The organism is Rhodococcus sp. no. 34, assembly GCF_054589475.1.
Genome location: NZ_BAAILK010000009.1, coordinates 1 through 480, shown reverse-complemented (window position 1 = coordinate 480; position 480 = coordinate 1). Strand labels below are relative to the sequence as shown.

Sequence of the window (480 nt, the reverse complement as noted above, 5' to 3'; positions counted from 1 at the left end):
AGCCGTCGAAGGTGGGATCGGCGATTGGGACGAAGTCGTAACAAGGTAGCCGTACCGGAAGGTGCGGCTGGATCACCTCCTTTCTAAGGAGCATTCTCCAGTCCAATATCCACACAGGTGGATGGTTGGTTGGCAGAGCCTGTTTCGGATCCACTTGTGGTCCGGCAGTAGCTCATGGGTGGACGCTGACAAACTTCCTCGCATCACGGCAGATCACATGATCTGCCGGCGAGTGCAATATATCGACATACTGTTGGGTCCTGAGAGAACACGCGAGTGTTTCCTCTCTGGGAAGTAACGACAACACTGGAATGTGGGTCATACCGCGGAGTTGCGATGGTTTCGATCATTGTTTTCTTCGGCTGGTGCTCACGGGAGTTCTGGGGTTGTGTGTTGTTTGAGAACTGCACAGTGGACGCGAGCATCTTTGTTGTAAGTAATGAAGAGCGTACGGTGGATGCCTTGGCACCAGGAGCCGAT

The 480-nt window shown here is 53.5% G+C and carries 1 rRNA gene; it reads left to right on the top strand.

Annotated elements, in window-relative coordinates:
- Positions 1–83 (top strand): 16S ribosomal RNA (locus ACYP01_RS00765); the annotation flags it as partial.
- Between the last annotated feature and the right edge of the window lie 397 nt (positions 84–480).